20 protein-coding genes and 1 pseudogene are annotated in these 26587 nt (G+C 71.9%); 11 read left to right on the top strand and 10 right to left on the bottom strand.

The window, feature by feature from the left end; translation table 11 throughout:
• Positions 1–20 precede the first annotated feature (20 nt).
• The gene (locus ACFYOP_RS16915; protein WP_356898436.1) at positions 21–467 is read left to right on the top strand and encodes a universal stress protein; all 447 of its coding nucleotides are present in this window, start codon (positions 21–23) and stop codon (positions 465–467) included.
• 26 nt (positions 468–493) lie between these two features.
• Here ACFYOP_RS16915 and ACFYOP_RS16910 read toward each other — a convergent pair.
• The 4 genes and pseudogenes from ACFYOP_RS16910 to ACFYOP_RS16895 all read right to left on the bottom strand — a co-directional run bounded on the left by ACFYOP_RS16910 (position 494) and on the right by ACFYOP_RS16895 (position 3511).
• Positions 494–1053 (bottom strand): annotated as a pseudogene (locus ACFYOP_RS16910) (MerR family transcriptional regulator).
• A 114-nt stretch (positions 1054–1167) separates the two neighbouring features.
• The gene (locus tag ACFYOP_RS16905) at positions 1168–2025 is read right to left on the bottom strand and encodes an ABC transporter permease (protein WP_356898435.1); all 858 of its coding nucleotides are present in this window, start codon (positions 2023–2025) and stop codon (positions 1168–1170) included.
• Positions 2022–2999: an ATP-binding cassette domain-containing protein gene (locus tag ACFYOP_RS16900; RefSeq protein ID WP_356898434.1), complete on the bottom strand. Its 978-nt coding sequence runs from the start codon at positions 2997–2999 to the stop codon at positions 2022–2024. The genes ACFYOP_RS16905 and ACFYOP_RS16900 overlap by 4 nt, the downstream gene beginning before the upstream one ends.
• Positions 3000–3106: 107 nt before the next feature.
• Positions 3107–3511, bottom strand: a complete 405-nt coding sequence (locus ACFYOP_RS16895; RefSeq protein ID WP_356898433.1) for a hypothetical protein — start codon at positions 3509–3511, stop codon at positions 3107–3109.
• A gap of 179 nt (positions 3512–3690) precedes the next feature.
• On the opposite strand from ACFYOP_RS16895, the gene ACFYOP_RS16890 reads away from it, so the two are divergent.
• The 3 genes from ACFYOP_RS16890 to ACFYOP_RS16880 all read left to right on the top strand — a co-directional run bounded on the left by ACFYOP_RS16890 (position 3691) and on the right by ACFYOP_RS16880 (position 7045).
• On the top strand, positions 3691–4689 hold the full coding sequence (locus tag ACFYOP_RS16890) for an endonuclease/exonuclease/phosphatase family protein (RefSeq protein ID WP_388451819.1): 999 nt from the start codon (positions 3691–3693) through the stop codon (positions 4687–4689).
• 70 nt (positions 4690–4759) lie between these two features.
• Positions 4760–5029 (top strand): DUF2630 family protein, encoded by a 270-nt coding sequence (locus ACFYOP_RS16885; RefSeq protein WP_356898432.1) that lies wholly within the window; start codon positions 4760–4762, stop codon positions 5027–5029.
• Positions 5030–5083: 54 nt separating this feature from the next.
• Positions 5084–7045, top strand: a complete 1962-nt coding sequence (locus ACFYOP_RS16880; protein ID WP_356898431.1) for an FUSC family protein — start codon at positions 5084–5086, stop codon at positions 7043–7045.
• Positions 7046–7092: 47 nt separating this feature from the next.
• Here ACFYOP_RS16880 and ACFYOP_RS16875 read toward each other — a convergent pair whose 3' ends face one another.
• Entirely contained in the window at positions 7093–7497 is a 405-nt protein-coding gene (locus ACFYOP_RS16875) for an RNA-binding S4 domain-containing protein (RefSeq protein WP_356898430.1), read from the bottom strand.
• Between the two features lie 205 nt (positions 7498–7702).
• Between ACFYOP_RS16875 and ACFYOP_RS16870 the strand changes: the two genes are divergently transcribed.
• Together ACFYOP_RS16870 and ACFYOP_RS16865 are read left to right on the top strand one after the other, a co-directional pair.
• Positions 7703–9178, top strand: a complete 1476-nt coding sequence (locus ACFYOP_RS16870; protein WP_356898429.1) for an APC family permease — start codon at positions 7703–7705, stop codon at positions 9176–9178.
• A gap of 99 nt (positions 9179–9277) precedes the next feature.
• Entirely contained in the window at positions 9278–10237 is a 960-nt protein-coding gene (locus tag ACFYOP_RS16865) for a hypothetical protein (RefSeq protein WP_356898428.1), read from the top strand.
• Positions 10238–10246: 9 nt separating this feature from the next.
• Here the strand turns inward: ACFYOP_RS16865 and ACFYOP_RS16860 are convergent, their stop codons facing one another.
• Positions 10247–12304 (bottom strand): PhoX family protein, encoded by a 2058-nt coding sequence (locus ACFYOP_RS16860; protein WP_356898498.1) that lies wholly within the window; start codon positions 12302–12304, stop codon positions 10247–10249.
• A 275-nt stretch (positions 12305–12579) separates the two neighbouring features.
• Here ACFYOP_RS16860 and ACFYOP_RS16855 point away from each other — a divergent pair, with 275 nt between their 5' ends.
• Together ACFYOP_RS16855 and metG are read left to right on the top strand one after the other, a co-directional pair.
• Positions 12580–14091 (top strand): VWA domain-containing protein, encoded by a 1512-nt coding sequence (locus tag ACFYOP_RS16855; RefSeq protein WP_356898427.1) that lies wholly within the window; start codon positions 12580–12582, stop codon positions 14089–14091.
• Between the two features lie 129 nt (positions 14092–14220).
• Complete coding sequence (gene metG / locus ACFYOP_RS16850; protein WP_356898426.1) at positions 14221–15828, top strand: methionine--tRNA ligase; 1608 nt, start codon at positions 14221–14223, stop codon at positions 15826–15828.
• Between the two features lie 436 nt (positions 15829–16264).
• Here the strand turns inward: metG and aspS are convergent, their stop codons facing one another.
• Positions 16265–18037, bottom strand: a complete 1773-nt coding sequence (aspS, locus tag ACFYOP_RS16845; RefSeq protein ID WP_356898079.1) for an aspartate--tRNA ligase — start codon at positions 18035–18037, stop codon at positions 16265–16267.
• A 151-nt stretch (positions 18038–18188) separates the two neighbouring features.
• Here aspS and ACFYOP_RS16840 point away from each other — a divergent pair, with 151 nt between their 5' ends.
• Entirely contained in the window at positions 18189–20291 is a 2103-nt protein-coding gene (locus tag ACFYOP_RS16840) for a SpoIIE family protein phosphatase (protein ID WP_356898078.1), read from the top strand.
• Here ACFYOP_RS16840 and ACFYOP_RS16835 read toward each other — a convergent pair.
• The 3 genes from ACFYOP_RS16835 to ACFYOP_RS16825 form a co-directional block, all read right to left on the bottom strand.
• A complete protein-coding gene (locus ACFYOP_RS16835) occupies positions 20243–21319 on the bottom strand; it encodes an AI-2E family transporter (protein WP_356898077.1) in 1077 nt (358 codons plus the stop codon). The genes ACFYOP_RS16840 and ACFYOP_RS16835 overlap by 49 nt on opposite strands.
• Before the next feature lie 112 nt (positions 21320–21431).
• Complete coding sequence (locus tag ACFYOP_RS16830) at positions 21432–22388, bottom strand: pirin family protein (RefSeq protein WP_356898076.1); 957 nt, start codon at positions 22386–22388, stop codon at positions 21432–21434.
• 116 nt (positions 22389–22504) lie between these two features.
• A complete protein-coding gene (locus ACFYOP_RS16825; protein WP_264245562.1) occupies positions 22505–22954 on the bottom strand; it encodes an SseB family protein in 450 nt (149 codons plus the stop codon).
• Positions 22955–23171: 217 nt separating this feature from the next.
• Here ACFYOP_RS16825 and ACFYOP_RS16820 point away from each other — a divergent pair, with 217 nt between their 5' ends.
• Entirely contained in the window at positions 23172–24998 is a 1827-nt protein-coding gene (locus ACFYOP_RS16820) for an acyl-CoA dehydrogenase (protein ID WP_356898087.1), read from the top strand.
• A gap of 209 nt (positions 24999–25207) precedes the next feature.
• Positions 25208–26503, top strand: a complete 1296-nt coding sequence (locus tag ACFYOP_RS16815; protein WP_356898075.1) for a M18 family aminopeptidase — start codon at positions 25208–25210, stop codon at positions 26501–26503.
• Positions 26504–26587 lie beyond the last annotated feature (84 nt).

Below are 26587 nucleotides of genomic sequence, written 5' to 3'. Positions count from 1 at the left end.
CAGCTACGGAGGTGGCGGGAATGGCGGACAAGGCAGCCGCGGGCAGGATCGTCGTCGGCGTGGACGGCTCCGAGCCGTCGATCAGGGCCCTTCGCTGGGCGGCCCGGCAGGCCGGGCTGACCGGGGACGCCCTGGAGGCGGTCATCAGCTGGGAGTACCCGGCGGCCGGCTGGGCCACTATGGTCGCCGCCATCCCGGCCGACTTCGACCCGCAGGCGCTCGCGGGCCAGGTCCTCGACGAGACCCTGGAGCAGACGCTCGGCGACGAGGCCGCCGCCGTCACCCGCACGGTCCTGATCGGCAACCCGGCCCAGGCCCTGATGGACCGCTCCGACGGCGCGTCCCTGCTGGTCGTGGGCGACCGCGGCTACAGCGGCTTCAAGGCCACCCTGCTCGGCTCGGTCGGCCTCCACCTCACCCAGCACGCCCCGTGCCCGGTCGTCGTGGTCCGCGGCGCCGCCACCTGACGGCCGGGCCCCCGGGCCTCGCCCGGTCAGGCGGGGACGGCCTCCTCCACCACGTCCGCGACCACGCAGGCGACGTTGTCCGGGGCCCCGGCCCCGTGGGCGAGCGCGATCAGGCCGGTGACCGCGTCGTCCGGGTCACCGGCGGACTCGACGGCCCGCCTGATGTCCCCGTGCGGCACGGCCGCGAACAACCCGTCGGAACAGAGCAGATACCGGTCGCCCGGCTTCGCCTCGTGCAGCCGCAGATCCGGCCGGGCGATCCCCTCGCGGCCGTCCTCCGACAGGTCCCTGCGCGCGGCGGTCTCCGCCTCGACCCCGGCCCAGTACGCCCGGACCTGCCGGGCGGCCGCCGACGCGTCCGTTTCCGCGAGGTCGCAGACCGCCCGGATACGGGCCAGCGGCATACCGATCCGCCGCAGCCATGCCACCAGCCGGGCACGTTCGCCCTGTGCCCGGTCGTAGTAGCGGCAGCCGGTGAAGGGTCGGTGTGGGCGGGGCGCAGCAGGCCCAGTTCGTCGTAGCGGCGCAGCGCCTTCGCGGACAGCCGGGAGACACGGGCGAACGCCCCGATGGTCAGCAGGTCCATGGCTCCCGGCTCCTGATTTCTCGTCGGCCGGGCGCCTCGCCCGGCACGCTCGATGCTGGGCGTTCCCTCGGGGGGAAGGTCAAGCGCGGGCGCCCCCGGCCGGCCGGCGCGGGGTCACTTGCGGTTGTAGAGGCGCATCGTGACCGAGCCGAAGACAATCACGAGCAGTGCCGACCAGCCCAGGGACCAGGCGATGTCGGCCGCCGGCCAGTCGCCCGCCATCAGTTCGCGGACGGCCGTGGAGACATGGGTGACGGGCTGGTTGTTGACGAATGCCTGGAGCCAGCCCGGCATGGTGCTCGGGTCGACGAAGACGTTGCTGAGGAAGGTCATCGGGAAGATGACCATCATGCTGACGCCCATGACGGACTTCTCGGTGCGCAGCAGCAGACCGAACATCGTCCAGATCCAGGAGAACGCGAACGAGAAGACCAGCAGCAGCACGACGCCGAGCGCGATGCCGACCGGTCCGCCGCCGGGGCGGTAGCCGATGAGGAGGCCGACCGCGAGCATCACGACCGAGGCGATCAGATAGCGGACGACGTCACCGAGGAGGTAGCCGACCATCGGCGCGGGCCGCCAGATCGGCAGCGTGCGGAAGCGGTCGAAGACGCCCTTGGTGATGTCGTTGTTGACGGCCACCCCCGTGTACATCGTGATCATCACGACGCTCATGGTGAGGATGCCCGGCAGCAGGAACTGCACGTACGCGTCGACGGAGCCGGCGATCGCGCCCCCGAAGAGGTACGTGTACATCAGCACCATCATGATCGGGAACGCCGTCACGTCGAAGAGCTGCTCCGGCACATGCTTGATCTTGAGCATGGCGCGCCAGCCGAACGTCAGCGACGCCGACCACGCCGTGGGCCGCGCCGGCCGTTCCGTCGCCACCAGCAGCGAGGCGAGGTCCTCCGTCCTCGGCGCTTCGAGCGCGAGGTCGCCGGGATCCTTGGCGGTGGTCGCGGTCGTCATGCCGCCTCCCCCTTCTTGTCGGTCAGGGCGAGGAAGACCTCGTCCAGGCTGGGCTGGCCCAGCGCGAAGTTGTCGACGGTGATGCCACAGCGGGCCAGTTCGGCCAGCGCGTGGGCCGCCTGCTCGGCCGAGCCGCGCTCGGTGCCCTGTCCGTTGACGCGGGCCGTGAGGGCGACCGGGTCGGCGTCCAGCAGCACTTCCGCGCCCAGCGCGGCGGCCAGCACCCGCTCCGCCTCCGGCCGCTGCTCGGCGTCCCGCAGCCGCAGATGCACGGCCCCGGAGCCGACGGACGCCTTCAGCTCGCCCTTCGTGCCCTCCGCGATCACCCTTCCGTGGTCGATCACCGCGATACGGGAGGCGAGCCGGTCGGCCTCGTCGAGATACTGCGTCGTCAGCAGCACGGTCGTCCCCTGGGAGACGACGGCGCGGACGATGTCCCAGACCTGGTTGCGGCTGCGCGGGTCGAGGCCGGTGGTCGGCTCGTCGAGGAACAGCAGGTCCGGGGTGTTGAGGATGGACGCGGCGATGTCGATGCGGCGCCGCATGCCTCCCGAGTAGTTCTTCACCTGCTTGTCCGAGGCGTCGCGCAGCCCGAACGCCTCCAGCAGCTGGGCCGCCCGCTCGCGGGCCGCCGGCTTGCCGTGGCCGAGCAGCCGGCCGAGCAGGACCAGGTTCTCCGTGCCGGTCAGGTCCTCGTCGACCGAGGCGTACTGCCCGGTGAGGCTGACCCTGCTGCGGACCGCGTCGGCGTCCTTCTGCACGTCCTTGCCGAAGACGCGGGCCTCGCCCGCGTCGGGCCGCAGCAGGGTGGCGAGCATCCGGACCGTGGTCGTCTTGCCGGCCCCGTTCGGGCCGAGGACGCCGTAGACCGTCCCGGCCGGCACCAGGAGGTCGACGCCGTCCACGGCACGGTTGTCACCGAAGACCTTCACCAGCCCGCTGGTCTCGATCGCCAGATCTGTGCCTGTACTCATCGTCCGTTCGTCCGTCCCTCGGTTCCTTCGCTCCGTCCGTGCGATACAGACGCGTGCAGTACAGACGCGATCCGCTGCCGGAAGTCATCGGTCGGGACGGCGCCGCGTCACTCCCGTGTGTAGAAGAAGTAGAAGACGGCGGCTCCCACGCCCGCGCCCACCCCGACGCCGATCCCCGCGGCTCTCAGGACGCTCCCGCCGGCCAGACTGATCAGGAAGCCGATGGTCACGGCGGTCAGCGCCCCGTACGCAAGCGCGCGCGGTTCACGCGGCAGCCTGTGCTGGATTCGGCCCAGCCCGAAGGCCAGGGCCGTGAAGACCACCGCGGTGATCACGCCGAGGACCCACTGGCCGCCGGTCGCGACGCCGCCCTCCTCGGTCCGTCTGATGACGGCGGCCCAGATGCCGAAGGTCAGGCCCAGGGTGACGGGCAGCGCCCAGGCGAACGGGCTGTGCTGCCGGGATTCGTGCGTCCTGCGCCGCCGGTGCGGCATCGCTGCGTGTGCGGCCATGGCAAGGGCTCCTTTCTGTCCCCCCGCACCCCCTCTTCAGGGCACACCAGCACGCCGCCGCGGGCAAGTCCTGGGCGGGCCGCCGCACGGACGGGCGCGCAACTGACCGGCCCGTACCCGCGTCTCACCGCGGACGGGGGAGACAGGCGGACGCACGGACGGACGGGGAGACTGCAGACGTGGAGGCCGGTGGGGACGGGACGACCCGGAAGACGGCGGGACGCGCCGGGCACGGTGGCGGGTGGCTCGCCGGGCTGCTGCTCGTCGTGCCGACCGCGGTCGCCGCCTGCCGGGTCGCGGACACGGACGGTGTCACGCCCGTACCGCAACTGCTGGCCTTCCTGCCGTGGCTGCTGGCGCCCGCGGGCGCGGCCCTGCTGCTCACGCTGCTGACGCGGCGACGCCTCCTCGCCGGCTGGGCGGTCGCGGTGCTCGCGGTCATCGGGTGGTTCGTCAGGCCGTACGACACCGGGCTGACCGAGAAGCCGCCGGGCCCGGTCGTGGCCCGGCTCTCGGTACTGACGTCGAACGTCGAGTTCGGGCGGGCGACGGGCGCGCTGGTGGAGACGGTCCGCCGGGAGCGGCCGGACCTGGTGTTCGTCCAGGAATGCGACCACGCGTGCGCCGAGGCCCTGGAGTCGGACCTGCCGCGCGCCGACTACCCGCACCGCGAGGCCGTCGCGGGCGGCGGGTCGTCCGGCTCCGCGATCCTGAGCAGGCATCCGCTGCGGCCCGCCCCCGGAGTCGACAGTGCGCTGGCCATGCCGGGCGGGGTCGTCGACGTCGCCGGGCGCCGGATCGCCCTCCAGCTCGCGCATCCCCTCCCGCCGGTGCCGGGCGCCGTGCACGACTGGCGTCGTGAGCTGGGCCTGCTGCGGGAGTACGCGGCCGGCGCGAAGGACGGTCCGGGCATCGTCGCCGGCGACTTCAACGCGGGACAGGACCACGCCGCCTTCCGCGGCATCCTCGGGGCCGGGCGGCTGAGCGACAGCGCCACCGTCGCCGGCGCGGCCCGCACGCCCACCTGGCCGGCGGGATCGGCCGGGCCGCTGGGGACGCAGATCGACCATGTGCTGGTCAGCGAGGACTTCTCGGTGCGCGAGGTCCGCTTCCTCGACCTTCCCGACACGGATCACCGGTCGCTGCTGGTGGAGCTGGAACTGCACGACGTGCGCTGACGGCCCGCGCGCGCGAGAGTCGAGCGAGAGGGCCCTGCGCGGGTTCACGCCGGAACCGGGAGCGGACGCCATGGATCATGAGCAGAACAGCGAGAAGGTCGACGAGCAGATCATCGACAACATCGGCAACCTCGTCGCGGAGGAGCGGGCCCTGCGTGACCGCTCCACCGGACAGCAGGGGCTCGGCCGGGACGAGCAGGCCCGGCTGCGCGAGCTGGAGATCCAGCTCGACCAGTGCTGGGACGTGCTGCGGCGGCGGCGCGCCAAGGCCGAGTTCGGCGAGGACCCCGGCACGGTGAAGGAACGGCCCGCGGACGAGGTGGAGAACTACCGCAGCTGAGCGGGGCCGGGGCGGGGCTTGCGCCACCGGGCCCGTTCGGGGTCTCTTGATGCCATGGGACGACGTGACGGCGGCACCGGGGAACACACAGGACGCCTGACCCCGCCGGAGTGGCTGACACACGGGCTGCGGCCGCAGCCCGATCCCGTCCCCAAAGCCGCCGTCGGACGCGCGGCGCTCGCCCTGGCCGCGCCGCTGGCCGTGGGACTCGCCGCCGGACGCCCCGAGTACGGCGCGCTCGTGTCGATGGGCGCCCTGGCCGGTGTCATCGGCGACACCGCCGACGCCTACCGGATGCGGCTGCTGAACATCGCCGTGCCGCAGTTCTTCGGCGCGGTCGGCGTCACGCTCGGCATCCTGGTGTACGGGGAAGGCTGGGCCGCGGTCGGCGCGCTCACCCTCGTCGCACTGGTGTCGGGCATGATCTCCTCGATCGGCGCGGTGGCCTCCGTGTCGGGGCTGCTGCTCCTGCTGAACGCCGTGGTAGGAGCGGGCCTCCCGATGCCGGGCCCCTGGTGGCAGGCCCCGCTGCTGCTCTCGCTCGGCGGGCTGTTCGTCCTCTTCCTGACCCTGCTCGGCTGGCCGCTGCGGGCGCGGGTGCCCGAACAGTCGGCGGTCGCCGCGACGTATCGCGCCGTCGCCGACCTGCTGGCGGCGGCGGGCACCACCGACTACGACGAGCGCCGGCAGGAGGTCACCCGGTCGCTCAACACCTCGTACGACCTGATCCTCGCCCGCCGTGCCCGTGACCACGGCCGCCGCAGCCCCCTGGTGCAGCTCCTCGCCCAGGTCAACGTGTTGATCCCGCTGCTCGAGGCGGCCGCCGCCGCCCATCTGTACGGTCGGGCCTCCCGCCGCCCCGAGATCGCCGCCGCGGTGCGCGAGCTGGCCGTTTCGGTGGAGCAGCGCCGCGGCAGCGCGCCCGAACTCGTGCTGCCCGTCCCCGAGGGCCCCGCCGACCGCGCCGTGAACAGCGCGCTGCGCCACGCCTTCGCGGTCGTCCACCACCCCGACCCGGACCCCTCGGGCATGGACGACCGGCTCGGCCGGCCCGCCCCGCTCGGCGTCCGGGCGCGGAGCGCGGTACGCAACATGCTGCTGTCGGAGCCGTCGTGGCGTTACGGGCTGCGGCTCGCGCTCTGCATCGGGCTGGCGCAGACACTCGTCTCTCTGGTCCCGGTGACGCGCTCCTACTGGGTGGCCCTCACCGTCACGTTCGTCCTCAAGCCGGACTTCGGGTCGGTGTTCTCCCGCGCGGTGCTCCGGGCGTTCGGCACGGCGGCGGGCCTGCTGGTGGCGGCCGCCGTGCTCTCCGCCGTCGAGCGCGGCTGGTGGGACGTGCCGGTGATGATGCTGCTCGCGGCGCTGATCCCGGCGTTCTCCGTGAAGGGCTACGCCTTCCAGACCGCGGCGATCACCCCGGTGATCCTGATGCTCTCCGACATCCTCAACCACGAGGGTTTCCATCTGGTGCTTCCGCGTCTGGTCGACAGTCTCCTCGGCTGCGCGATCGCCCTGGTGGCCGGCTATCTGCTGTGGCCGGAGAGCTGGCACACCCGGATCGGGGACCGGCTCGCGCAGTGCGTCGAGGACACGTCGCGCTATGTGGCGTGCGCGTTCGGCGGCCTGGACCCGGCGCGGCGGGCCCATGCCCGGCGGCGGATCTACCGGGACCTGTCGTCGGTGCGCTCCGAGTTCCAGCGCGCCCTGACCGAGCCGCCGCCGACCGGCAGGCGGGCCGCGGCCTGGTGGCCGCTGGTCGTGGCCGTCGAGCGGATCGTGGACGCGACGACGGCGGCCCGGGTCCGCGTCGACCACGGGGCCGAGCCGCCCGGCCCGGACGAGGTCGCCGGTGTCGAGCGGCAGCTGCGCGAACTGGCGGACGGACTGCGCTCGAGCGAGGTGCTGGTCGAGGTGCGGGCGGACCTGCCGGGCGACGACGAGGGCGTGCTCGCGCCGCTGCGGCAGGAGGTCAGGGCGGCGCGGGCGATCGCGTCGCCCTCACCGGGGCGCTGAGGGCGGGCCGGTCAGGCCGGCCGGGCCGCTGAGGGCGACCGGGCGGGTCAGCCCTTCGGCCGCGCGCCGTGGAGCCGCTCCAGCTCGCGCCGGTCGCGCTTCGTCGGGCGCCCGGCTCCCCGGTCCCGTACCGCCGCCGGGGCGGTGAACTCCTTGGGCGGGGGCGGTGGGCTGTTGTCCACGTACGCCTGGGCCGCGACCGGCGGGCCGACCCGCTTCCGCAGGATCCGCGAGACGACCACGATGCGCTCACGCCCCGCGTGGAAGATGCGCAGTTGGTCGCCGACGCGCAGCGCCTGCGCGGGCTTGACGCGGTCGCCGTTGACACGGACATGGCCCGCGCGGCAGGCCGCGGCGGCCTGCGAGCGGGTCTTGGTGAGCCGTACGGACCAGATCCAGACGTCGACCCGTACGGTCCCCTCGCCTGACGCGGACGCTCCCTCTGCAGCCATGCTCCCGACTCTACGACCCGGCGCCCGCGAAGCGCCCGTACGGCCACATACGGGTGGGGCCGACCCCCTCCCTCTCACCGGAGCGCACACGTCCGACTACGATGCGCACGATCCCCTATGACGGAGGCGCTCCCTCCGCACTCAGCCAACCCCTTTCTGGGGCGCCGTCAGCATCGGTACGGCGCAAGGGCATTCGGAGACTTCCATGCGCAGCAGCTCCGGCAGAGGGCTTCGGCCGGGTGTCCTCGGGACGTTCGACATCGCCGTCATGGCCGTGGCGGGCACCGCCCCCGCCTTCTCGATCGCGGCCACCACGGCCGTGCTCGTCGCCACCGTCGGATTCGCGGGCCCCGCCGCGCTGCTGTACTGCGCGATACCCATGCTCGGCATCGTCCTGGCCTTCGGCCGGCTCGGCCGCATCGACGTCAACGCGGGCGCCGCGTACTCCTGGGTCGGGCGGACCCTGCACCCGTTCCTCGGCTTTCTCTCCGGCTGGGCGCTGGTGGTCTCGACGACGATCTTCATGGTGGCGGGGTCGCTGCCGGTGGGCGCGATGACGCTGGCGCTCTTCGATCCGGTCCTCGCGGAGAACAGGTTCCTCGCGGCGGCCGTCGGCGCGGCCTGGTTCCTGGCGGTGCTCCTCGTCGTGCTGGGCGGGGTCCGGCTGACCGTGCACGCCCAACTGCTGCTGACCGGGCTGGAGATGGTGATCCTGGTCTTCTTCATCGGGGCCGCCCTGCTGCACGAGGGAGCCGCCGCCGCCTTCGACTGGTCGTGGTTCGGCTTCTCCCACTTCGAGGGGACGGCCGGCTTCGCCGCCGGGGCGCTGGTCGCCACTTTCTACTTCTGGGGCTGGGACGTCACCGGCAACCTCAGCGAGGAGACCCGGGACAGCCGCCGCACCGCGGGGCTCGGCGCGCTCATCGGCGTGGGCGTCGTCTTCCTGCTGTTCGAGGCGTTCACGATCGCCGTCAACATCATCCTGACGTCCGGGGAGATCCAGGCGGCCGGAGCGAACGTGCTGGCCGTGCTGGGTGCGGCCGTCTGGCCCGGCGTCGGCGGCAAGCTGCTCGTCCTGGCGGTGCTGCTGTCGACCGTGGCCACTTTGGAGACCACGCTGATCCAGGTGACCCGCTCGCTGTTCGCGATGGGCCGCGACCGTACGATGCCCGCCGCGCTGGGCCTGGTCCACCGCCGCTGGAAGACGCCGTGGGTGGCCGTCACGGTGGTCGGCGCGGTCGCCCTCGCCCTGTTCGTGGCCTCCACGGCGCTGGGCTCCGCCGGTGACGTCGTGGCCGCGGCGGTCTCCGCCCTGGGTCTCCAGATCGCCTTCTACTACGGGCTCGCCGGGATCGCGGCCGTCGTCGCGTACCGCAGGATGCTGCTGACCTCCGTACGCGATTTCGTGCTCGGCGGCGCGTGGCCGCTCGCGGGCGCGCTGTTCATGCTGTGGATCTTCTTCGAGTCGCTCGGCGAGCTCGGCGGCGCGTCGATCGCGATCGGTCTCGGCGGTCTCGCCGCCGGTCTCGTGCCGATGGTCGTCCACTGGCGTCGCGGCAGTGCGTACTACCGGCCGGCCAGGCTGGACGCGGCCTGTGCCGTCCGGTCCGGCAACGACCCCCGGGGGCGCGGGCCGGACTGCGGGGACTACGCCGACAAGGCACTGGCCACGGACTACTGACCGCCAGGACGCCCGCCTGGGAGCCGCACGCGGACCGTCCCGTACACCGCCCGCCCCCACGCCAGCCGCACGCTTGCACCGCCGAGGGAAGTGCCGCACATGGCCGTACGCCGCCGCTTCGTACCCGACTTCGACCCCGCCTTCGGGGACCGGCCGCTGGCCGACGCCCTGCACGACATCAGCATCGGCAGATGGCAGGGCGTGCGCGACCTGCTGCGGGAGACCGGCGACGACTGGCCGCTGCGCACCCACCGGGTCCGGCTGCTCGCCCATGCCGCGGCCGGCTCGTCCGCGGCAGAGAGCTGGCGGGCGGCGGAGCCGGCCTGCCCGGAGGCGGCGGTCCTCGGCGCGGCGACCGAGGTGGTGCGCCTCTTCCAGCGGGCGATCGCCGCGGGCCGGGCCGCCGGCACCGACCGTGCGCGGCTCGACGCCGCCGTCGCGGTCTGCCGCACCGCCGCCGACGCCCATCCGGCCGACCCGATGCCGTGGGTGTCGCTGCTGACGGTCGCCCGTCTCTACGAGGGCGGAGTGCCCAGGCGTGAACTGCGGGGCTGGTGGGACGAAATGCGCCGGCGCGACCCGTACAACGTCGAGGGCCATGTGCAGTTGCTGCGCTACCAGTCGGCACGCTGGCACGGCACCCACGGCAGGATGTACGACTTCGCGCGGGACGCGGCGGGGGCGTCGCCGCCCGGTTCACCGCTGCCGGTACTGGTGCAGATCGCCCGGGCGGAGGAGTACCGCTACGTCGCCGGCGAGGCGCAGGGCCGGGTGGTGCGCGGATTCGACCAGCACTGGAAGCACGAGCTGGCCATCACGGAGATCCGCCGCACCTGGGAGCGGTGGATCCTGTGGCGGGCCGACGGGCCGCTGGCGCCGCAGGAGGTCGGCGAGCTCAACTATCTGGTCCACGCGGCCTGTCACGCGGGACTGCGGCTGGAGGCCGGCGGGCTGTTCCGGCTGCTGGGCCGCCGCGCGGCGCATCTCCCGTGGGCGTACACGGGAGACGCCGCCGAGCAGTTCGCGAGGTGGCGCGCGCAGATGGACGCCACCTCGTGAACCGGTGAATCACACGCCGATGTCGCGGCCGTCCTTGCGGTAGACGGCGACGACCGACGGGCGGACCATCTTGCCCGGTCCGTCGGGCCAGGCGCTCGCGGGCTTCTCGGCGGACGCGCCGTCGACCTCGCCCGGGTGCTGCACGGCCACCAGGACACGGCGGTCCTGGATGATCGGGCCGCAGGTCTCCGCACCGGTCGGCACGGTCAGGAACTGCTTGAGCTCACCGCGGCGCTCGCCGTGGGTCGCGACGCCGAACAGCCCGTCGTGCGAGCCGAGCTTGTTGCCGTCCGTGGAGATCCACAGGTTGCCGTACGGGTCGAACGCGATGTTGTCCGGGCAGGAGATGGGGCTGACCTTGTCCTTCGGGTAGCCCGCGTAGTACGTGTCCGGGTCGTTCGGGTCGCCGGCGACCAGGAACAGGCGCCAGGCGAAACCGTCGGACGTCGGGTCGCCGAAGTGCTCGGCCAGCTCGAGGACCTGGCCGTGCTTGTTGAGGTTGCGCGGGTTGGCCTCGTCCGCGACCGGGTTGTCGCCCTTGCCGCGGTTGGTGTTGTCCGTGAGGGCCACGTAGACCCGGCCGGTGCGGGGGCTCGGCTCGACGTCCTCGGGGCGGTCCATCTTCGTCGCCCCGACCTTGTCGCCCGCGAGGCGGGTGAAGACGTACACCTCTTCCGCGGTCATGCCGGGCACGTGCGACACGTCGCCCGTCGCGAGCGGGATCCACACGCCGGAGCCGTCGAACTCGCCGTCGTTCGGGAGCTTGCCGGTGCCGTCGATCTCGCCCGGGGAGTCACCGGTGAGCTTGGCGACGTACAGCGTGCCCTCGTCGAGCAGCGTGAGGTTGTGCTCGCGGGCGGCGCGGCTGCCGCCCTTCTTCATCCGCTTCGAGGAGACGAACTTGTAGAAGTAGTCGAACCGCTCGTCGTCGCCCATGTAGACGACCGGGCGGCCGTCGTCGGTGAGCCGGGGCTGCGCGGCCTCGTGCTTGAACCGGCCCAGCGCGGTGCGCTTGGCGGGCGTCGACTCGGGGTCGTACGGGTCGAGCTCGACGACCCAGCCGTGGCGGTGGATCTCGTTCGGCTCCTGCGCCACGTCGAAGCGCTTGTCGAAACGCTCCCACTTGCGCTCGGTGCCGCCCGAGCCGATGCCGTAGCGCTTGTCCGTGGCGCTCGAGCCGTTCGCGAAGTACTGGTTGAAGTTCTCCTCGCCCGACAGGATCGTGCCCCACGGGGTGGTGCCGCCGGCGCAGTTGTTGAGCGTGCCGAGCACGGTCCGGCCCGCCGGGTCGGCGCTGGTGCGCAGCAGCTCGGAGCCCGCGGCGGGGCCGGTGAGCTCGAACTCGCTCGTCGCCGTGAGGCGGCGGTTGAGGGGGTGGCGGGTCACGGGCGAGAGCTTGCCGGAGCGGTGCTCCTCCTGGACCACGACGACGGACAGACCGTGGGCGGCCCAGGCGATCTCGACCTGCTCGCGGGTCGGGTTCTCGGAGTCGTAGCCCTTGAACATCAGGACCTCGTCCGTGTACTCGTGGTTCGCCACGAGCAGCTGACGGCCGCGCTCGCCCCGCAGCGGGAGCAGGCTGAGGAAGTCGTTGTTGTAGCCGAACTGACCCGCCTGCGCCTTCGCCGACTGATGGTCCGGGTCGAAGGCGGGCGCGCCGCGGAGGATCGGCTCGCCCCAGCGGATGACGACGCTCTGGGCGTAGCCCTCGGGGACGGTGACCTTGTCGTCCGTGTTGGGCGCGACGGGCGCGAAGCGCAGGCCGCGGGCGCCGTCGGCCTTGCCGGGCCTGCGGCCGGGCCAGTGGCCCTGGGGGGCGGCGGCCTGGGCCGGGGCCGCGGCCTGGACGACCGCGCCGCCGGCCGCGGCGGCCACGGTCACGACCGCGGCGGCGCGCATCATCGAGCGGCGCGACAGGGCACTCGCTATGACGTCGCCGACGTACTCGTTGTCACTGGTGTTGGGGACCTCGTGGAAACAGGCGTCGCCACAGCGGTAGCGGCAGGTGAGGGCAGAGCGTCCGCCCGCGTGCGGAGTCGTGTTCAACAGCGGCAGCAGTTTGCGCACTTCGTCCTCCTTCGGCGCAGCCTGCGCCGACATGGTGTCGGAATGATTTCCGGCCATGACGTTATGCGGGCACGTGTGCACGACGGCGGACGCCGGGTGAACGACGGATGAATGCGGCACGGACGAGGCGCGGTTGGGGTGCGAGTGCGGCACATGAGGGTGCCGTCCCCAAGGGCGGGCCGGGCGGCCGCTAACCTTACGTGTCCGCCCTGGCCTGTGTTGCCCGGGCAGGAGCGGACACTCACCGCACCCAACTCATGCGAAAGGTCTCGACCATGAGTATTCGGAGCTTGCTGCGCAAGGTGTTCGGACGCGACCGTACTGAGCGTAACGAGTCGGCGGCAGCCTCCGTTCCGGCCCAGACCGAGCGCACGGAACCGGCCACGGACACGTCCTCCGCCGCGATCCGCTCGGAGGGCTCGAACGCGACGGTGCCCTCGCAGGCGCCGTCGGAGCGGGTGTCGGACCTGGTCTCCGCGGCCTTCGACGACCCGGCGCCGCGCACCACCCCCTCGGTCCCGTCCCAGGGCGGCCCCGCCACATCGGACGTGGCCGCTGACGACGCACCGTCCACCAAGAACCCGCCGGAGGCCGACGCCGCCGCCGACGCGGCCGAACCCGCCTCGGAGCCGCAGGCAGAGGCACCCGCGGCGGACACGGTCGTCACTGACGCTCCTGAGACGGAGGAGCCCGTCACCGCCGACGAGCCCGCCGCGGCGGACAAGCCTCAGGCGGACGGGGGCGACAAGGCCGAGGCGGACGCACCCGCCGCCGCAGCGGAGACCTCGCAGAACGACGACGCGCCGGAGGCGGACAAGGCCCCCGCCGCCGCCGACGCACCGTCCGCAGACGACGCGCCCGCGGCGGCAGCCCCCACTGGGGACGACGCACCCGCCGCAGACGACGAGCCCGTCGTGGAGCAGGCCCCGGAGGCGGACGCCCCCGAGGTCGAGGCCCCCGCCGCCACAGAGGAGACCCCCCGGACAGACGCCCCGGTCACAGACGACGCGCCGGACGCGGACGACGCCCCCAGGGCCGCCGCACCCCTCGCAGACGAGAAGCCCGGCACCGACGCACCCGTCGCAGAGGACGCGCCCGCCGCCGAGGCGGACGCACCCCAGGCCGGCGCACCCGTCACCGCCGCCACCCCCGCGCAGGTCGCGCAGGCGCCTCGGCTCGTGGAGGCGTACGAGGCGGCCGGGGCCGCGCTCGAGAAGGCGCGGCTCACCGAGGCGCGCGCCCACGTGTACCTCGTGCTCGACCGGTCCGGGTCCATGCGCCCGTACTTCAAGGACGGCAGCGCCCAGCGTCTCGGCGAGCAGGCGCTCGCCCTCGCCGCGCACCTCGACGCCGAAGCGACCGTCGACGTCGTCTTCTTCTCGACCGAGATCGACGGCACCGGCCGGCTCACCCTCGACTCCCACGAGGGCCGTATCGACGAGCTGCACGCCGGCCTCGGCCGTATGGGGCGGACGAACTACCACGTCGCGATCGAGCAGGTCCTCGCCCTGCACGCGGAGAAGAAGACCGACGCCCCGGCGTTCGTGATCTTCCAGACCGACGGCGCCCCCGAGTCCAAGACCGCCGCCACCGCCGCCCTCACGGCGGCGGCCGACAAGCCGGTGTTCTGGCAGTTCGTGGCGTTCGGCGAGCACGAGGCCAAGGCGTTCGACTACCTCCGCAAGCTCCAGGCGGACAACGCCGGCTTCTTCCACGCCGGCCCCGCGCCGCTCGGGCTCGCGCACGCGGAGCTGTTCGAGGGCGTCCTCGGGAGCTGGCGCCCGTAGGCAGGAAAGATCCGCAGCCGACGGCGCCCGGGCGTGCATCAGCGCCCGGGCGCCGTCGTGTGTCCGCGCACCCCCGGTCCCCGACCACGCGGGTGAGCCGATCTTCGTCGGCCCGTTAGGATTTCGACCATGGCGGCCACTGGATCCGAGAAGCAGGGGGCGAAGGCGTATTACGTCTCGACCCCCATTTACTACGTCAACGACGCTCCTCACCTGGGCCACGCCTACACGACCGTCGCAGGCGACGTGCTCACGCGCTGGCACCGTCAGCGCGGCGAGAAGGTGTGGTACCTCACCGGCACGGACGAGCACGGTCAGAAGATCATGCGCACCGCGGAGGCGAACGGCGTCACTCCCCAGGAGTGGTGCGACAAACTCGTCGAGGAGTCCTGGAAACCTCTCTGGGAACACCTGAACATCGGACACGACGACTTCATCCGCACCACGGAGAAGCGGCACACGGACCGTGTGCAGGAGTTCGTGCAGGACCTGTACGACAAGGGTGAGATCTACAAGGGCGGGTACGAGGGCCCGTACTGCGTGGGCTGCGAGGAGTACAAGCTCCCCGGCGACCTCATCGAGGGCGAGGACGGCGCCAAGCTGTGCCCGATCCACAAGAAGCCGGTGGAGATCCTCAAGGAGGAGAACTACTTCTTCAAGCTCTCCGAGTACGGCCCGAAGCTGCTCGACTTCTACGCCGCGAACCCGGGCTTCATCCAGCCCGAGTCCGCCCGCAACGAGGTCGTGAACTTCGTCAAGCAGGGTCTGCAGGACCTCTCCATCTCGCGTTCGACCTTCGACTGGGGCGTCCCGGTCCCGTGGGACGAGAAGCACGTCATCTACGTGTGGGTCGACGCGCTGCTCAACTACGCGACGGCGGTCGGCTACGGCGCGAACCAGGCCAAGTTCGACGAGACCTTCCCGGCGAACGTGCACCTGGTCGGCAAGGACATCCTGCGCTTCCACGCGATCATCTGGCCGGCCATGCTGATGGCGCAGGGCCTGCCGGTGCCCGGCAAGGTCGCGGCCAACGGCTGGCTGATGGTCGGCGGCGAGAAGATGTCGAAGTCGAACCTGACCGGCATCAAGCCGCAGGACCTGACCTCGCACTTCGGCGTGGACGCGTACCGCTGGTACTTCCTGCGCGCGATCGCGTTCGGCCAGGACGGCTCGTTCTCCTGGGAGGACTTCACCGCCCGGTACACGTCCGAGCTCGCCAACGACTACGGCAACCTCGCCTCGCGCGTCGCGGCGATGGTCGGCAAGTACTTCGACGGCGCGCTGCCCGCGGCCACGGCCTCGGGCGAGGCGGAGAAGGCGGTCCAGGACGGTCTGGCGAAGGCGGTCGCGGAGTCGGACCGGAAGATCGGCGAGGAGCTGGACTTCCAGGGCGGCATCCTGAGCGTCTTCGAGTTCGTGAAGCAGGTCAACGGCTACATCACGGAGCAGGAGCCGTGGAAGGTCGCCAAGGACGAATCCCCGGAGGGCCGGGCGCGGCTGGCGACCATCCTCTACACGGCGGCGGAGTCCCTGCGCGCGGTCGCGGTGCTGCTCAATCCGATCATGCCGGAGACGTCCCAGAAGCTGTGGGACTCCCTGGGCGCGGACGCCGCACTGGGCGCGCTCGCGGACCAGAAGGTCCAGGAAGCGGGCGAGTGGGGCAGGCTCCCGGCGGGGACGACGGTCACGAAGGGCGCGGTGCTGTTCCCGCGCCTGGAGGAGCCGAAGAAGGCGTAGCACGCTCCCGCGGACCGGCCAGGCGCCCACGAGGGCCCGGAACCCATGGTTCCGGGCCCTCCGCCTCCCGGCCGCCACGGACGCCGTGCGCCTGCTGCCCGCCGAGGCCGCCGTGACCTCCGCGGTGGTCCATGCGCAGCCGATCGACCTCATGGCCGCACCTGCCACGCCTCGTGCGGTGTCCAGCCGCCGAGCGGACGCAGCGGGCCGCGCTTCGTCCGTCCCTGCCCGCCCTGACCCGTGATCGACCGGCGCCCCCATGGCCGAGCGCGCCGACGGGCTCCGCCGACACCCACAGCCCGGTGTTCACCACGGCCGGCGCGTCCCCGGCCGGCGCGGCAGCCGTGTCCGCACGGCCGCGGCCGTGCGGACACGGCGACGGCCCGCACCACCCCAACGGGTCGTGCGGGCCGTCGTCGGACGTGGTCGCGCGGGGTTACTCGCCGGACTTGGCGACCGGCTTGCGGAGCTGGATGTTCAGCTCGCGGAGCCGCGCCTCGTCCAGCTCGCTGGGCGCGCCCATCAGCAGGTCCTGGGCGTTGCCGTTGAGCGGGAAGGCGATCGTCTCGCGGATGTTCGGCTCGTCGGCCAGGAGCATCACGATGCGGTCGACGCCGGGGGCGATGCCGCCGTGCGGCGGGGCGCCGTACTCGAAGGCGCGGAGCATGCCGGCGAACTCCTGCTCGACGGTCTCGCGGGAGTAGCCCGCGATCTCGAAAGCCTTGAACATGATCTCGGGCTCGTGGTTCCGGATCGCGCCGGAGGAGAGCTCGACGCCGTTGCAGACGATGTCGTACTGCCAGCCGAGGACGTCCAGCGGGTCCTGGGTCTCCAGGGCCTCGAGGCCGCCCTGCGGCATGGAGAACGGGTTGTGCGAGAAGTCGATCTTCCCGGTCTCCTCGTCCTTCTCGTACATCGGGAAGTCGACGATCCAGCAGAAGCGGAAGACGTCGTCCTCGAAGTGGCCGGCGCGCTTGGCGGCCTCCACCCGGACCGCGCCCATGATCTTCGAGACCTCGTCGAAATCGCCCGCGCCGAAGAACACCGCGTGGCCGGGCTCCAGCTCCAGGCGCTGGTTAAGGACCTTGACGTTCTCCTCGGTGAGGAACTTGGCGATCGGGCCGGTCAGCGCGCCGTCGTCGCCGACGCGGACCCAGGCGAGGCCCTTGGCGCCCTGCTCCACGGCGTAGTCACCGAGGCCGTCGAAGAACTTGCGGGTCTGGCCGGCGGTGTCCGGCACGGCGAGCGCACGGACGTGCTTGCCGGCGAACGCCTTGAACTCGGAGGCCGCGAAGACGTCGGAGATGTCGACGAGCTCCAGCTTGGCACGCAGGTCCGGCTTGTCGGAGCCGTACTTCAGCATCGCCTCGCGGAACGGGATCCGCGGGAACGGGGAGGTGACGTGGCGGCCGCCGCCGAACTCCTCGAAGAGCTCGGTCATCAGCTTCTCGATCGGCTGGAAGACGTCCTCCTGCTCGACGAAGCTCATCTCGACGTCGAGCTGGTAGAACTCGCCGGGCGAGCGGTCGGCGCGGGCGTCCTCGTCGCGGAAGCACGGCGCGATCTGGAAGTAGCGGTCGAAGCCGGAGATCATCAGCAGCTGCTTGAACTGCTGCGGGGCCTGCGGCAGGGCGTAGAACTTCCCCGGGTTGAGACGGGACGGCACGACGAAGTCGCGGGCGCCCTCGGGGGAGGTCGCGGCGAGGATCGGGGTCGCCATCTCGTTGAAGCCGAGCGCGGTCATCTTGTGCCGGATGGCGGAGATGACGGCGGTGCGCAGCATGATGTTGCGGTGCATCCGCTCGCGGCGCAGGTCGAGGAAGCGGTACTCCAGCCGGCGCTCCTCGTTCACCCCGTCGTCGGCGTTGATGGTGAACGGGATCTGCTTCGCGGCGCCCAGGACCTCGACCTCGGCGGCCTCGACCTCGATCTCGCCGGTGGGCAGCTCGGGGTTGACGTTCTCCGCGCCGCGGGAGACGACCTTGCCGTCGACGCGTACGACGGTCTCCTTCGTCAGCTTGTCGAGGACCTCCGCGGCCTTGGTGCCGGGCCGGGCGACGAGCTGCGTGATGCCGTAGTGGTCGCGCAGATCGATGAAGAGGATGCCGCCCAGGTCGCGCCGATTGTGCAGCCAGCCGCTCAGCCGGACGTCGGTTCCGACGTCAGAGGCGCGGAGCTCGCCGCAGGTGTGGGACCTGTACCGATGCATCGTCGTTCATCCAGTCTTAGCGGTTCGGGTGGGCACAACCGTTGCAAGGTTACCGCCCGGCCCCCGTCCGGCCCATTGACATAGACGCGACACCCTTACCCGGCGGCGTCCCGCCGCGTCAGAACCATGATGATCGGAATAAAGTGAGGCAATGCGCACCGAGGACGTCCTGGCCGCCATCGCGACGGGCGTATGGCGGTGGGACACCAGATCCGGGAAGGTCACCCTCGACGCCGAGGCCGCCCGGCTGATCGAAATGACCACCGGTCCCGGCGAGACCACCGCGTCCGCCGTGCGCTCCCGCTTCCACCCCGTCGACTGGAGCGAGATCAACGGCGTCATCGCCCTCGCAGTCGCCGAAGGCACCCTCGCGGAGGCACGGCTGCGCGTGGTGGACGAGACCGGCCGGGTGCTGCGCACCGTCCGCAGCCGCACCAAGGCGCGGGCGGAGGCCGAGGGCTATCTGCTGTTCGGCACCCTCCAGGAGGTCGCGGAGCCGCAGCCGGGCACGACGGCCGCGCAGACGCCCATCACCGGCGACTGGCGACGCCACCGCGAGGCGTTCCTGCTGGACGCGGGCCGCGCCCTCGCGGAGGCCCGCTCCACCGCGGAGGTGCTGCGGGTCGCCTCCTCCCTGTCGATGCCCGGCTTCTCCCCGGACGGCCTGGCGGTCTTCGGGGTGGCCGGCGACCATCTGACGATCGTCGGCCATCACGGCCACAGCGCCGACGACGAGCAGCCGTTCACGGATCTGCCGCTCGACACCAACTACCCGGCCGCGGAGGTGGTGCGCAGCGGGCGGGCCGTCTATCTGCCGAGCCCCGGCGAGTACCGCCGCCGCTATCCCGTGACCTGGCCGCTCGCCCGGCGCTTCGGCCGCCAGTCGTGGGCGTTCCTGCCGCTGATCGTCGCCGGGCGGACCATGGGCGCGTGGATGGCGGCCTTCCGCCACCCGGTGGCCTTCACCCCCGACGAGCGCTCCGTGCTCACCACGGTCGCCCGGATGCTCGCCCAGGCGCTGGCCCGCGCCGGCGTCGCCGAGACCGAGCGCGAGCTCTCCCTCGACCTGCAGCGCACGATGATGCCCCAGCTCGGCCCGGAGATCCCGGGCATGGCGGTCGCGGCGCGGTACGTGCCGACCGGCGGCGGGCTCCAGGTCGGCGGCGACTGGTACGACGTGATCCCACTGCCCTCCGGCCGTACGGCCCTGGTCATCGGAGACGTCCAGGGGCACGACGTACGGGCCGCGGGGCTCATGGGGCAGCTGCGGATCGCGCTGCGCGCCTACGCCTCCGAGGGCCACCGGCCCGACGCGGTCCTCTCGCGCGCCTCCCGCTTCCTGCACGGCATCACCGGCACCTACGCGGAGGGCGACTACTCCAGCCCCCGCTTCGCGACGTGCCTGTATCTGGAGGTGGACCCGGCCACCGGTCTCGTCGAGATCGCCCGCGCCGGGCATCCGGAGCCCGCCGTACGGACCTCCGACGGCACGGTGCTGCTGCGCCCCACCGAGGGCGGGCTGCCGCTGGGCATCGATCCGGACACCGACTACCCGACGACCCGGTTCGTCCTGGAGCCCGGCGAGACGCTGATGATCTGCACCGACGGTCTGCTCGAGACCGGCGGGCACGACCTCGACACCGGCTGGGCCAGACTGCGCGGCGTCCTGGAGGAGCACACCGGCGAGTCGCTGGAGGAGCTCGCGGACAGCCTCGTACAGGCCGTGCACGGCCCGTCGTCCCACTACACGACCGGACCGCTGGCCGACCGGCGCGAGGACGACATCGCGCTGGTGCTGCTGTGCCGTCAGGGGCAGCCGGCCCGGCGGGCCCCGCGCCGTACGGCGATGACCGTGGCCCAGGCGCAGCCGGAACGGATCGCGGCCGCCCGGCGGCATCTGCGTGAGCTGCTGCACGACTGGCGGGACGCGGAGCAGATCGACTCGGCGGTCCTGATGATCTCCGAGATGGCCACCAATGTGCTCGTGCACACCGACGGGGACGCGCTGCTCGTGGCCGAGGTGGCGCACGACGACACCGCACGGCGGCTGCGGGTCGAGGTCACCGACACCAGCGACGAGCTGCCCCACCGGCGCCGGCCGGGCGAGATGGCCTCCTCGGGGCGCGGGCTGCTGCTGATGGAGATGCTGGCGGACAACTGGGGCGTGGACCCCAGGGGCGAGGGCAAGTCGATCTGGTTCGAGCTCTACGAGTCGGGTGCCCCGGAGGGCCCCGGGGCGCCGGCCGGACCGTAGCGGGCGCGCAGTTCCCGGACGACGCCGAACGCGGCGGCCGTGGCCGGGACGGCGAGCAGTATCCCGATGATGCCCGCGATGCCCGCCCCCGCCGTGAGGGCCACCAGCACGACCGCCGGATGCATATGGACCGTCCGGCTCTGGATCACCGGCTGGAGCACATGCCCCTCCAGCATCTGCACCGCCAGCACCACGCCGAGCGCCCACAGCGCGATGACGAACCCCCGGTCGGCGAGGGCCACGAGGACGGCGACCGCCCCGGAGACGAACGCCCCGAGGTAGGGGATGTACGCGCCGACGAAGACGAGCGCCCCGAGCCCGATCGCACCGGGCACCCGCAGGATCAGCAGCCCGATCGTGATGCAGGCGGCGTCGATCAGCGCGATGAACGTCGTGCCGCGCATGAAGCCCTGGACGGCGGCGAAGGCACGGCGGGCGACGGCCTCCGCCAGTTCGCCGCCGTCGCCGGGCATGAGGGAGCGCAGCGCACCGACGGCCCGGCCGGCGTCCCGCAGGAAGAAGAAGATCAGCAGCAGCGCCAGCACGGCGATCGCGACGATCTCGGTCACCACGCTCAGCCCGGTGACCACTCCGGACGCCGCCCTGCCGCCGACCCTGGCGAGCGCCTCCCTGGCGTTCGCCGCCAGGTCGTCGAGTGAGGTGCCCGGTGCTCCGAAGTGCCGGGCCACGTCGGACACGGCGCGTCGCAGGGAGGCGACGATCTGGTCCCCGGTGTCGATCAGCGCGTTGACGATGATGTAGACCGCCCCGCCGACCACGGCGATCACGGCGGCGCAGGTGAGCGCGGCGGCCAGGGACCGCTGCACCTTCATGTGGACCAGCCGCTTGTACAGCGGTCCGAGGAGCGCCGTCCCGAGGACCGCGAGGAGGACGGCCGTCACGGCGGTCTGGAACTTGACGACGAGCCAGACGCCGACCGCCCCGACCCCCGCGACGAGCAGCGCGACGGCGCACCAGGCGGCGAGGCGCTTCACGGGCTCGGGCAGCAGCGGATTCGACAGGGGCACAGCCCCACCCGACCACGCGGGCCCATGCCCGTCCCGCCCACCCGGTCCGCACGGGTGACGGCCCGTCACACCGGTGACGGGCCGTCGGTCGTCGTACGCGTCGCGAGCGGAGCTACATGCCGTGGACGGCGGGGACGGTGCCCAGCAGACCCTTCTGGAAGTCCTCGAAGGCCTGCCGCAGCTCCGCCTGGGTGTTCATGACGAACGGGCCGTAGTGCGCCATCGGCTCGCGGATCGGGCGGCCGCCGAGCAGCACGATCTCCAGGTCGGGCGTGTTCGAGTCCTGGGCGTCGTCCGCCCGGACGGTGAGCGAGCCGCCGTCGCCGAAGACGGCGGTCTGCCCGGTCCGCACCGGCCGCAGCTCCCGCCCGACCGCGCCGCGGCCCGCGAGGACGTAGGCCAGGCCGTTGAAGTCCTCGCGCCAGGGCAGGGTGATCTCGGCGCCCGGCGCCAGGGTGGCGTGGATCATCGTGATCGGGGTGTGCGTGATGCCGGGGCCCTCGTGGCCGCCCAGCTCACCGGCGATCACCCGCAGCAGCGCACCGCCGTCCGGGGAGGTCAGCAGGCGCACGTGGCCGCCGCGGATGTCCTGGTAGCGCGGGTCCATCATCTTGTCGCTCGCGGGGAGGTTCACCCAGAGCTGGAGTCCGTGGAACAGCCCGCCGGACGTGACGAGGGACTCGGGCGGGGCCTCGATGTGCAGCAGGCCGCTGCCGGCGGTCATCCACTGGGTGTCGCCGTTCTGGATGGTCCCGCCGCCGCCGTTGCTGTCCTGGTGGACGAAGGTGCCGTCGATCAGGTACGTGACCGTCTCGAAGCCGCGATGCGGGTGCCAGGGGGTGCCCTTCGGCTCTCCGGCGGCGTACTCCACCTCACCCATCTGGTCCATCATGATGAACGGGTCGAGGTACTGGTAGCTGATCCCGGCGAACGCGCGACGCACCGGGAATCCCTCTCCTTCGAAGCCGCTCGGGGCCGTGGACACGGCCAGCACGGGCCGCGGCAGGGCCTCTGCGGGCGCGGCGACGCTCGGCAGGGTGATCGGGTTCTCGACAGTCACTGCAGGCATGGCGGGACCTCCTTGTTCGAACACTTTAGTTGAACAATGAACTTCTTGCCACCAGGAACGGCGAACGCCCGGAAGGAATTCCTTCCGGGCGTTCCAGGCGTGAGCCTCGGCGGTCGCTAGCCGTACATCCTGCGCATCGCGAAGTCGACCATCTGCTCGACCGCCTTCGCGTCGAAGACCATCCGGTGGTCCCCCTCCATGTCGAGCACGAAGCCGTACCCGGTCGGGAGCAGGTCGATCACCTCGGCGCCGGTGATCACGAAGTACTTGGACTCCTTGCCGGCGTACCTGCGCAGCTCCTTGAGCGTGGTGAACATCGGGATGACCGGCTGCTGGGTGTTGTGCAGCGCCAGGAAGCCCGGGTTGTCGCCGCGCGGGCAGTAGACCTTCGACGTCGCGAAGATCTGCTGGAAGTCCTCGGCCGACATCGACCCCGTCGTGAAGGCCCGCACCGCGTCCGCCAGGGACGGGGGCGACGGCTCGGGGTACAGCGGCTGCTCCCCGTAGGAGGGCTGCTGGGGCACGTACTGCTGCTGGGCGCCCGGGGCCTGGTCGTAGCCGTACATGCCCGCAAGAGTACTGAACGCACACACCCGGTGGGGCCACCGCCCGTATCGTGGCCGCACGCGCGGCGGGCGCCGCCGCAGGGCGCGCGGCCCGGGCGAGTCTTGTCACAGATGGCCGGTCAGGGTTGCATCTTATTACCGACGGGTAGCATCATCGGAGCTACTTGCTGGTACGTGGATGAGCCATCCAACTTCCGATCTTTACGGAGCCGTCGCCATGGGGCACTACAAGTCGAATCTCCGCGACATCGAGTTCAACCTCTTCGAGGTCCTCGGGCGCGACAAGCTGTACGGCACCGGCCCGTTCGCGGAGATGGACGTCGACACCGCCAAGTCGATCCTCGAGGAGATCGCCCGCCTCGCGGAGAACGAGCTCGCCGAGTCGTTCGCCGACGCCGACCGCAACCCGCCGGTGTTCGACCCCGCGACCAACACCGCCCCGGTCCCCGCGAGCTTCAAGAAGAGCTACAAGGCCTTCATGGACTCCGAGTACTGGCGCCTGGGCCTGCCCGAGGAGATCGGCGGCACCACCTCGCCCCGCTCCCTGATCTGGTCCTACGCGGAGCTGCTGCTCGGCTCGAACCCGGCCGTGTGGATGTACTCCTCCGGCCCCGCCTTCGCCGGCGTCCTCTTCGACGAGGGCAACGAGGCGCAGAAGAAGATCGCCGAGATAGCAGTCGAGAAGCGCTGGGGCTCCACCATGGTCCTCACCGAGCCGGACGCCGGCTCGGACGTCGGCGCCGGCCGCACCAAGGCGGTCCAGCAGGACGACGGCTCCTGGCACATCGAGGGCGTCAAGCGCTTCATCACCTCCGGTGAGCACGACATGGAGGAGAACATCCTCCACTACGTGCTGGCGCGCCCCGAGGGCCACGGCCCCGGCACCAAGGGCCTCTCCCTCTTCCTCGTGCCCAAGTACCACTTCGACTGGGAGACCGGCGAGCTGGGCGAGCGCAACGGCGTCTACGCGACGAACGTCGAGCACAAGATGGGCCTCAAGGCGTCCAACACCTGCGAGATGACCTTCGGCGACCAGCACCCCGCCAAGGGCTGGCTGATCGGCGACAAGCACGACGGCATCCGCCAGATGTTCATGATCATCGAGTTCGCCCGGATGATGGTCGGCACGAAGGCCATCGCCACGCTCTCCTCCGGCTACCTGAACGCGCTGGAGTACGCCAAGGAGCGCGTCCAGGGCCCCGACCTGAAGAACTTCGCGGACAAGACCGCCCCCAAGGTCACCATCACGCACCACCCCGACGTGCGCCGCTCCCTGATGACGCAGAAGGCGTACGCCGAGGGCATGCGCGCCCTGGTGCTGTACACGGCCTCCATCCAGGACGAGATCGCCGTCAAGGAGGCCGCGGGCGAGGACGCCAAGGCGCTGGTCGCGCTGAACGACCTGCTGCTCCCGATCGTCAAGGGCTACGGCTCCGAGCGCTCGTACGAGCAGCTGGCCCAGTCGCTCCAGACCTTCGGCGGCTCCGGTTACCTGCAGGAGTACCCGGTCGAGCAGTACATCCGCGACGCCAAGATCGACACCCTCTACGAGGGCACCACCGCCATCCAGGGCCAGGACTACTTCTTCCGGAAGATCGTCCGCGACCAGGGCCAGGCGCTGAACACCCTCTCCGAGGAGATCAAGAAGTTCCTCGCGGTCGGCACCGGCGGCGAGGAGCTGGCCGGCGCCCGCGACGCGCTCGCCAAGGCCGCCGTGGACCTCGAGGCGATCGTCGGCACCATGACGAACGACCTCATCGCCACCGGCGACGACGTCAAGAACATCTACAAGGTGGGCCTCAACACCACCCGTCTGCTGATGGCCTCCGGTGACGTGGTCGTCGCCTACCTGCTGCTGCGCGGCGCGGCCGTCGCCGCCGAGAAGCTGGAGACCGCCTCCGCCAAGGACGTGCCGTTCTACCAGGGCAAGATCGCGGCCGCGAAGTTCTTCGCCGCCAACGTCCTGCCGGGCGTCTCCGTCGAGCGCGCGCTCGCCGAGACGGTCGACGGTTCCCTGATGGACCTGGACGAGGCCGCGTTCTAGCCCGCGCCGCTCGTCATGGACTGTGCCGCCGCCCGACTCGTCCGGGCGGCGGCACGGTCGTTCGCGCCGGGCAGCCTGTCGCTCGGGCCGGAGAGTCCCTCCACGGGGAGAACCGAGTCCGACCGCCTGCCGCAGCGGCGTCGGACCGTCGCCCCCTGCTCCGCGAACCGGCATACGGCACGGCGGCAACCCTCGTTAAGGTGAACTTCATGAGCAGCGAACCTGCCCGCTTCGATCGCGGCCACACCGATGACCTCATGGCCTTCCTCACGGCCGCACCCACGCCGTACCACGCAGTCGCCGCAGCGGCCGAGCGGCTCGAGAAGGCCGGCTTCCGGGAGGTCCTGGAGACCGACGCCTGGGACTCCACCACCGGTGGCAAGTACGTGCGGCGCGGCGGCGCGCTCATCGCCTGGTACGTGCCGGAGGGCGCCTCGGCGCACACCCCCTTCCGCATCGTCGGCGCGCACACCGACTCGCCGAACCTGCGCGTCAAGCCGCTGCCCGACACCGGCGCCCACGGCTGGCGGCAGATCGCCGTCGAGGTCTACGGCGGGACCCTCCTCAACACCTGGCTCGACCGCGACCTCGGCATCGCCGGCCGGCTCACCCTGCGCGACGGCACCCACCGGCTGGTCAACGTCGACCGGGCGCTGCTGCGCGTACCGCAGCTCGCCGTGCACCTCGACCGCTCCGTCAACACCGACGGCCTCAAGCTCGACCGGCAGCGCCACATGCAGCCGATCTGGGGGCTCGGCGACGTCGAGGAGGGCGACCTGATCCGCTTCCTCGAGCAGGAGACGGGACTCGCCGAGGGCGAGGTCAGCGGCTGGGACCTGATGCCCCACTCGATCGAGCCGCCCGCCTATCTGGGGCGCGACCGGGAGCTGGTCGCCGGTCCCCGGATGGACAACCTCATCTCCGTGCACGCCGCCACGGCCGCGCTGGCGGCGGTCTCCGCGGCCGCCGGCCTGCCGTACATCCCCGTGCTCGCCGCCTTCGACCACGAGGAGAACGGCTCCCAGTCGGACACCGGCGCCGACGGCCCGCTGCTCGGCTCCGTGCTGGAGCGCTCGGTGTTCGCCCGCGGCGGCAGCTACGAGGACCGGGCCCGCGCCTTCGCCGGCACCGTCTGCCTCTCCTCGGACACCGGCCACGCCGTGCACCCCAACTACAGCGAGCGCCACGACCCGACGCACCACCCGCGCGCCAACGGCGGCCCCATCCTCAAGGTCAACGTCAACCAGCGGTACGCCACTGACGGCCAGGGCAGGGCGTACTTCGCCGCCGCCTGCGAGAAGGCCGGCGTGCCGTGGCAGACCTTCGTGTCGAACAACGCGATGCCGTGCGGCACCACCATCGGCCCGATCACCGCGGCCCGCCACGGCATCCACACCGTCGACATCGGCGTCGCGATCCTGTCGATGCACAGCGCCCGCGAACTCTGCGGCGCCGACGACCCGTACCTGCTGGCGAACGCGCTGGTGGCGTTCCTCGAAGGCTGAGTTCAAGTGCGGCGCGCCGCGTACGGGGAGCAACTGTGCGCCGCACTCTTTCCAACTCGGTCCATAATTCAGTAGATTACCGAG

Origin of the sequence: Streptomyces sp. NPDC006294 (genome assembly GCF_042870895.1) — a bacterium.
GTDB lineage: Bacteria > Actinomycetota > Actinomycetes > Streptomycetales > Streptomycetaceae > Streptomyces.
Note: the sequence above shows the minus strand (reverse complement) of the source record. Positions and strands in the feature narration are given on the sequence as shown.